Below are 6,905 nucleotides of genomic sequence, written 5' to 3'. Positions count from 1 at the left end.
GAGCCCGCCGATGCCGGCGGTGCTGTTGATGAGGAAGCGGGACACCTCACGACCGGCCCCGCCCAACTTGCCCTGGAGCAGGCTGTTGACCGCGCGGGGCACGAAGCCGATGTTGTCGAAGCCGTTGGCGATCAGAACCTGGAAGGGCTCGGGCATGATGACGTTGTAGGCCTTCGCGACCGGTTTCAGCAAATACCTGTCGAGCTTCCGGTTGAGCTCGAACATCGTCTCGTTGAACTTCTCCCAGGGGTCGTACTCCTCGGGCTCCTGGTCCTCGGCGGTGGACAGCCTCTCGCCGGGCGCGCGCTGTGTCTGGACCAGCACCGGGTCGGCGCCCGCGTCGCCGTCGCCCGAGCCGAGCGTCCCGCCCCCCGACACGACGGCGCGCGGCGTCGCGGGGGCCCCGGGCTCCTCGCGCGCGACGTCGGACGCGCCGCTCACGAGGGCCGGCGTGTCGGCCCCCGGCGTTTCCCGATATGACTCCGCGACGAGCAGCGAAGACTCGGTGCGGACGGCGCCCGAGAGGCTGCCGCAGCCCGCGACCAGCAGCGTCACGGCGACGAAGCTCAACGCGCGGGCGACACCGCGGACGTCGCCGACCCGAAAACGGCGCAAAACGACCCTCCCCTGAGAAAGAAGCGCGCTGAAAACCCCGCACAATATATCTCGGAATCTCGACGGCAGGTCTGAGAGAATTTCGCCGTCGTCCGGCCGTCCCGAGCGCTGTTGTGCCCGGCGGCGCGCAGGCGTATCGTCATGGGGCGGGCTCCACGGGCCCGGAGGAGACCACGTGAGTCGAGGCCAAGCGCGGGAGTTCCGGTGCGAAGTCGTGTCCGAGACGGTCCACATCCGCCTGCGCCGCCAGGGCGGCTTCGGGCGGCCGCAGGGTTACTTCGTCCAGTGTGACCAGCTCGACTGCCAGTACGTCGAGGAGAACAAGCCGCCCTGCCCGCTGCACGTCGGCATGTTCGCCGAGGAGATCAAGGCCGCCGAGGAGGCGCGCCGCGCGCGGAGCGCCTAGGGCTCAGCGCGGCCCGAGGACCAGCGTCGTCGAGTTCCCGAGATACCGGCGGGCGACGCGCTGCACGTCGGCCGCCGTGACCGCTTCGACGGCGCGCCGGTAGCGCTCCGGGTAGTCGCGCCCTTGCCCCTGAAGCTCGTAGAAGGCGAGGTACCATGCCTGGCGCTCGTTCGTGCGCCGATCCATCGCGTACCGCCCCAGGAGATAGCCCTTGGCGCGCTTGAGCTCCTCCTCGCCGACGGGCTCCCGCTGGATCCGTTCGACCTCGCGCCGGAGCGCGTCCTCGGCGCGCGCTGCGTTCTCGGGCGCGGTGCCGAGATAGAGCACGAGCGCCCCCGGGCCGCGCACGGGGTCGTAGTACGCGGTCGTCGTGTAGGCCAGGCCGCGCTTGTCCCGGAGTTCGACGAACAGGCGCCCCGCCATCCCACCGCCCAGGATCGTCGAGAGCACCTTGACCGCGGCGTGATCGGCATGGTCGAGCGCGGGCGCGAGCCCGCCGAGCAGGATCTGCGACTGCTGCGCCGGCATCTCGACCTCGACGCGCCGGCCCGCCCCCGCGGGGGCCGGGCTCGCCGGCTCGGGGGGAGCCCCGCCCGGCGGCATCCGGCTGAACAGGCGCCGCGTCTCCGCGAGGACCTCCGGCGCCGAGACCTGCCCGCTCACCGCGAGGATCATCCGCTCGGGTCGGTAGCCCTCGCGGTACGCGGCGACGAGCGCGGCATGATCGATGCGCGCGAGCGACTCCGGCGTGCCCAGCACGGGCAGCCCGTAGGGGTGCGGGCTGTAGAGCGCCGCGAAGAACTCGTCGAACGCGCGCTGGGGCGCGTTGTCGCGTCGCTTCTGGACGCGGCTCAGCAGGAAGTCGCGCTCCACGTCCACCTCCGCGGGCAGGAGCCTCGGCTCGAGCGCGAGCTCGGCGACGAGCGAGAGGAGCTCCCGCCAGAAGCGCGCGAGCGCCGACGCGCGGATCTCCGAGTCGTCCACGTCCCCGGCCGCGCTGATCTTTCCGCCGAGCGCCGCGACCGCTTCCGCCAGCTCGCTCCCGCTCCGCTTCGCGGTCCCCTTCACCATCACCGCGTGGACGAAGTTCGAGATCCCCGCAACGGCGGGCGTCTCCCAGCGCGTCCCCATCTTGACCAGGAGCGACGCCGCGACGACCGGCGCCACGGGGTTCTCGCGCACGATCACGGTGAAGCCGTTGTCCAGCCGCGCCTGCGTCACGTCCGCCGCGGCGGCCGGCGCGGCGAGCAGGCACGCGGCGTAGAGCGCCGGGAGCAGGTGCCGCATCACTTGGAGGCCTCGGGCACGAAGCGGACGCGCGCGTAGGTGTCGCCGCCGAAGTACCGGCGCGCGACCGCCTGGATCTGCGCCGCCGTGATCTGCCGGAGCCGCCCGAGGTACGAGATCTCGTCCTCGAGCGTCCAGGTCGTCTCCGCCTGACCGTACGACTTCGCGAGCCCCTCCGCGGTCTCGATGTCGAAGGCGTAGCTCGACTCGGCGGTGATGATCGCGCGCCGGCGCTCGGCTTCGGTCACGCCTTCGTCGCGGACCCGCCGGATCACCGCGAGGATCGCCGCCTCCGCGCGCTCGAGGTTCTGAGGCTCGAGGCGCGCGGTGACGCTGACGAGCCCCGCCTTCGCCGACGCGACGTAGCCCGCCTCGATCGAAGCGACCAGCCGTTCGCGCTCGCGCAGCGCCTGGTTGAGCCGCGAGCTCGGTGAATCGCCGAGGATCGTGGTGAGCAGGTCCACCGCGTAGATGTCCTCGTTCCCGTTCGCCGCGGCCCGCCACGCCAGGCCGAGGTACGCCTGCTTCTCCGCGCGCGGCACGTCGAGGCGCTTGCTCCGGTCGATCGCGGGCGGCGGCGGGGCGTCGGGCCGCGGCGCGCGGACCGCCGGCAGGCGCTCGAAGGAGGCCTCCGCGAGCCGCCGCACCTCGCCCGGGCTCACCGCGCCCACGACGACGAGCACGAGGTTCGGCGCCACGTAGTGCGCCTTGTAATAGCGCTCCAGGCGGTCGCGCGTGAGCCCCTGGATCAGCTCGCGCGTGCCGAGGATCGGCCGGCCGTACGGGTGCGGCGCGTAGGCGAGCTCGTTGAGGCGCCGGCCGAGAAACTTCTCCGGATCGTCCTCGACGAGGTTCATCTCCTCGAAGACGACCTTCTTCTCGCTCTCCAGCTCCGCCGGAGGAAAGCTCGCGTTGACCCCGATGTCCGCGAGCAGCTCGATCCCGGCACGGAGCGCGCCGGCCGGGAGGACCACGTCGTAGTGGGTGTAGTCGTACGAGGTGAACGCGTTGCTCGTGCCCCCGAGCCCCTCGACCAGCTCGTCGATCGCGCCCGGCGGGCGCGTCGGCGTCCCCTTGAAGAGCATGTGCTCGAGGTAGTGCGAGAGGCCGAGCTCGTCGGGCGACTCGTCGCGGCCGCCGGTGCGGACCCAGAGCTGCAACGCGACGACGTCGCTCGCGCGATGCTCCTGCGCGATCAACGTCACGCCGTTCGGCAGGACCGCGCGCACCGGCCGGGCGGGCGGGACGGCCCGCGCCGGGGCGCCCGCCGCGGCGCAGCCGGCGAGCAGGAGGGCGAGGAGGACGATCAGCGCGCGCGCCATGACGCCCGAGTCTCCACGGTCCCTACGCGGCCGTCAAGGCCGGCGGATTCACGCGGGGACGGTGCTCGCCGCGCGCCGGCGCTTGCGCGCGAACCGCAGCCCGGCGTTCACCGCCCGCACGCCGAGCAGGAGCGCGAGTACGCCGGCGTGCCAGTACTGATCCGTCCGCCCGACCTTCGCCAGCCAGAGGAAGTGCGTGCAGCCCAGGACCCCGGCCAGGTAGGCGAGGCGGTGGAGGCGGGTCCACGTCCGGGCGCCGAGGCGCTTGATCCAGCCGCTCGTGGACGTGAGCGCGAGCGGCAGGAGCGAGAGGAGGCCCAGCATGCCGAGCGTGATGTAGGGGCGCTTCAGGATGTCCTCCCACATCCGCGGCCAGTCGAAGAAGAAGTCGAGGACGATCCACACCGAGAAATGCAGGCACACGTAGGAGAAGGCGAAGAGGCCGAGGAGCCGGCGCAGCGTGATCGGCCACGACCACCCGAACACGATCCGGAGCGGTGTCATCGCGAGCGAGGCGAGCAGGATCCGGAGCGTCCAGTCGCCGAGCGTGTTGGTGACGAAGCTGATGGGGTTCGCGGTGAGGTCGTCGGTCGCGAACCGGTAGAGGAGCGAGCCGAGGGGCAGGAGGCACGCGCCCCAGACCACCGCCTTCAGCGCGATGCGGGCGCGGCGGGACACGACCGCTAGTAGGACTTTCTCAGGTCCATCCCCGCGTAGAGATGGGCCACCTGGTCGGCGTAGCCGTTGAACATGAGCGTGGGGCGCCGGCGGAACTCGCCGATCCGCCGCTCGGTCGCCTGGCTCCAGCGCGGGTGGCTGACCTCCGGGTTGACGTTCGAGTAGAACCCGTACTCCTGCGGCGCCGCCTTGTTCCAGGCGGTCTTCGGCTCGTCGGCGACGAGGCGGATGCGCACGATCGACTTCCCGCTCTTGAAGCCGTACTTCCACGGCACGACGACCCGGATCGGAGCCCCGTTCGGGTTCGGCAGCACCTGCCCGTACATGCCGACCGTCAGCAGCGTCAGCGGGTGCAGGGCCTCGTCGAGGCGGAGGCCCTCGACGTACGGCCAGTCGAGCGACGAGAAGCCGAAGAAGCCGGGCCGCTGCGCCGGGAACTGGCTCGGGTCGAGCAGCGTCGTGAACTCGACGTATTTCGCCGCGCCCGCCGGCTCGACGCGCCGGAGGAGCGACGCGAGCGGGAAGCCGATCCACGGGATCACCATGGACCACGCCTCCACGCAGCGCAGGGCGTACACGCGCTCCTCGAGCGGGTGGAGGCGGATCAGCTCGTCCACGTCGAAGGTCTTCGGCTTGTGCACGAGCCCGTCCACCTGCAGGGCCCACGGCCGGGGCCGGAGCGTGTGCGCGAGCCGCGCGGGGTCGTCCTTGTTGACCCCGAACTCGTAGAAGTTGTTGTACGTCGTGGCCGACTCGAACTTGGTCGGGGGCTCCTTGAGCGAGAGCGCCTCGTTGCGGGCCGCCTTGAGCGGTGGGCCGGGAGGCGTCGCGGCCGCGCTCTCGCCCGGCAGGAGTGCCGCCGCCGCCGCGCCGGCGATCCACTCGCGGCGGTTCAGGTAGAGCTGCTCGGGGGTGACGTCGTTCGAGGTGAACCGGGGAGCGCGTCGGATCAGCATGCGCAAACCGCCTCCTGGGTCACTCCTGGCGGCGGGAGCGCGGGATCACGTCTGGTCGGCGAGGAGGCGACGGATCGCCGCCTCCGTCTCGTCGTAGTCCCCCTCACCGATGTGACGATACCGGACCACGCCCTTCCGGTCCACCAGCAGGAGCGTGGGCCAGGCCCGCACGCCCCACCGGTTCCAGATGGCGAAGTCGTTGTCTTGCACCACCGGGTACCGGATGCCGAACCGCTGCGTCGCGGCCACGACCTTGTCGTGCCGCTTCTCCCACGGAAACTCGGGGCTGTGGACGGCGACGACGACGAGCCCGTCGGGTCCGTACTTCTCGTGCCACGCTTTGAGCTGTGGAACGACGTTCGCGCAATTGACGCAGCCATACGTCCAGAACTCGACCAGGACGACGCGGCCCCTGAGCCCCTGCATGCTCAGGGGGCCGCTGTTGATCCACGGCTCGCCCGTCACCTCCGGAGCCGATTGGCCGAGCCGCAGGGCCTGGCCGCCCGCCGTGCCGGCGAAGACCAGCGCCGGCAACAGCAATGCTCCGAGGACGAGGAGCCGGCGCAACGTCACGGCCGCTACTTCTTCTCGGCCTCTTTCTTCTCGTCCTTCTTCTCGACCTTCTTCTCGACCTTCTTCTCCATCTTCTTGTCCTTCTTCTCGGCCATCTTTGCCTTCTTTTCGGCCGTCTTTTCCTTCTTCTCGGCCTTCTTCTCCATCCCCTTCGTGTCCTTCTTCACGTCGTCTTTCTTCATGTCCTTCTTCATGTCGTCCTTCTTCATGTCGTCTTTCTTCTCGGTCGGCGCCTGGGCGTAGGCGACGCCGACGACATTGACGGACACGAAGGACACCGCGACGACCGCGACCAGCACCACCAGCAACCACCCTGTCAGCTTCCGCATGCCTGCCTCCTTGAAGGAATTTGGAGCTGCCGTACCTCTGCAGCCATATTACACGACTACACGACCTCGTCCGTTCGGGCGGTCGTCTCGCCGAAGCGGCCCATCGCGAAGGGCGGCAGGCCACGGTAGACGTCCTCGAGCCGCACGTTGATCTCCCGGTTCGCCAGGGCGAAGAGGCTCCGCCCCTCGCGGTCACCCTCCACCAGGAAGGGACCCAGGCGGTCCACCTCCAGCACCCAAAGGGCCTGGGCGATCCCGAGCTCTCGGAGCCAGTGGACCTCCCGCACCCGCCGGATGCACTGTCCGTAGGCGGCGCCCATCCCGTACCCGATCGTCGTGAGGTAGACGGCGCCGTGCGGGACGAACCACTCGCGATAGGCGAACTCGGTCAGGCCCGCCTTGCCGACCACCACCCGGGTGCCCGAGCGCTCGAACCACCGGCTCATGGACTTCCCGAAGCGGAAGCTCGCGGTCGCCGTGACCGCGGCGACCGCGTAGGTGCCGTCGGGCCGCACGGTCGCGGCCGGTGAGCAGTGGAAGCTGACGTTCGTCAGGGCGCGGACGGAGGCCGGCAGCTCCGCCCCCTGCTCCACGACCTTGCGGTAGACGCCCTCGCGCGCCGTGTAGACAACGCCCGTGAGGTAGACGACGTCGCCGAGCTTCAGACGCGCGAGGTCGGCGTCGCCGACCGGCGTCGTCAGGTGGACCTCGTCCATCGCGACGTCGTCGAGCCGCATGA

Annotated in this window: 9 protein-coding genes; 1 reads left to right on the top strand and 8 read right to left on the bottom strand. The window is 70.6% G+C overall.

What is annotated here, in order from left to right; translation table 11 throughout:
- Window positions 1-615, bottom strand: a 615-nt coding sequence (locus tag VKG64_10580) for an MlaA family lipoprotein (protein HKB25488.1), incomplete at its 3' end; no start/stop codon positions are given.
- Between the two features lie 175 nt (window positions 616-790).
- On the opposite strand from VKG64_10580, the gene VKG64_10575 reads away from it, so the two are divergent.
- Complete coding sequence (locus tag VKG64_10575) at window positions 791-1,021, top strand: hypothetical protein (protein HKB25487.1); 231 nt, start codon at window positions 791-793, stop codon at window positions 1,019-1,021.
- Between the two features lie 3 nt (window positions 1,022-1,024).
- Here the strand turns inward: VKG64_10575 and VKG64_10570 are convergent, their stop codons facing one another.
- Genes VKG64_10570 through VKG64_10540 form a run of 7 tightly spaced genes read right to left on the bottom strand, consistent with a single transcriptional unit; the run spans window position 1,025 to window position 6,903 of the window.
- Window positions 1,025-2,308, bottom strand: coding sequence for a pitrilysin family protein (locus tag VKG64_10570; protein ID HKB25486.1), 1,284 nt, complete (start codon window positions 2,306-2,308; stop codon window positions 1,025-1,027).
- Entirely contained in the window at window positions 2,308-3,630 is a 1,323-nt protein-coding gene (locus VKG64_10565) for a pitrilysin family protein (GenBank protein ID HKB25485.1), read from the bottom strand. The genes VKG64_10570 and VKG64_10565 overlap by 1 nt, the downstream gene beginning before the upstream one ends.
- A gap of 48 nt (window positions 3,631-3,678) precedes the next feature.
- Window positions 3,679-4,308 carry a protein-methionine-sulfoxide reductase heme-binding subunit MsrQ gene (locus VKG64_10560; GenBank protein ID HKB25484.1) on the bottom strand — a complete coding sequence of 210 codons (630 nt, stop codon included), beginning with the start codon at window positions 4,306-4,308 and terminating at the stop codon, window positions 3,679-3,681.
- 5 nt (window positions 4,309-4,313) lie between these two features.
- Complete coding sequence (msrP, locus tag VKG64_10555; GenBank protein HKB25483.1) at window positions 4,314-5,264, bottom strand: protein-methionine-sulfoxide reductase catalytic subunit MsrP; 951 nt, start codon at window positions 5,262-5,264, stop codon at window positions 4,314-4,316.
- Window positions 5,265-5,309: 45 nt separating this feature from the next.
- Window positions 5,310-5,837: a thioredoxin-like domain-containing protein gene (locus tag VKG64_10550; GenBank protein ID HKB25482.1), complete on the bottom strand. Its 528-nt coding sequence runs from the start codon at window positions 5,835-5,837 to the stop codon at window positions 5,310-5,312.
- Between the two features lie 5 nt (window positions 5,838-5,842).
- Window positions 5,843-6,166, bottom strand: coding sequence for a hypothetical protein (locus VKG64_10545; protein HKB25481.1), 324 nt, complete (start codon window positions 6,164-6,166; stop codon window positions 5,843-5,845).
- A 56-nt stretch (window positions 6,167-6,222) separates the two neighbouring features.
- The gene (locus VKG64_10540) at window positions 6,223-6,903 is read right to left on the bottom strand and encodes a fumarate hydratase C-terminal domain-containing protein (protein ID HKB25480.1); all 681 of its coding nucleotides are present in this window, start codon (window positions 6,901-6,903) and stop codon (window positions 6,223-6,225) included.
- Window positions 6,904-6,905: the final 2 nt, after the last annotated feature.

This window comes from Candidatus Methylomirabilota bacterium, from assembly GCA_035260325.1.
GTDB lineage: Bacteria > Methylomirabilota > Methylomirabilia > Rokubacteriales > CSP1-6 > AR19.
Note: the sequence above shows the minus strand (reverse complement) of the source record. Positions and strands in the feature narration are given on the sequence as shown.